At 47.5% G+C, this 554-nt stretch carries 1 pseudogene; it reads left to right on the forward strand.

Annotation, left to right across the window (positions count from 1 at the left end):
* Positions 1-554: pseudogene (gene mukB / locus R7Q11_RS28510) on the forward strand (chromosome partition protein MukB); the annotation flags it as partial.

Consider the following 554-nt stretch of genomic DNA (forward strand, 5'->3'; position numbering starts at 1 on the left):
TGAACAACCACGCGAAAGCCGTGGCTGAGCTTGAAAAAATTGCTTCTGCACTTGATGCAGACCCTGAACAGTTCGATGCGTTAGAAGCAGAATACAAAGCTGCGGACGAGCAACTTCAAGAATTGAAGAAGCAGATCTTTGCCTTGTCTGACCTCGTTGAGCGTCGTCACTACTTTGCCTATTCAGACTCTGTTGATTTGCTTAACCAAAGCAGTGAACTTAGTGAGCAGTTAAAAGCGAAGCTGGTTCAGGCTGAGCAAATGCGTACACGCTCTCGTGAAGAGTTGAAACAAGCGCAAGGTCAAATGAACCAATACAACCAAGTATTGGCATCATTGAAAAGCTCGCACCAAGCGAAATTGGAAACTGTTCAAGAGTTCAAACAAGAACTGCAAGAGTTTGGTGTTAACGCCGATGAAGGCGCAGAAGAGCGTGCGATCCGTCGCCGTGATGAGCTGCACGAGCGTCTGCACACATCTCGTAGTCGTAAGAGTGAATACGAGCGTACCATCACCTCTACTGAGCTAGAGATGAAAGGTCTGGCGAAACGTCTG

Source organism: Vibrio sp. 970 (genome assembly GCF_033339075.1).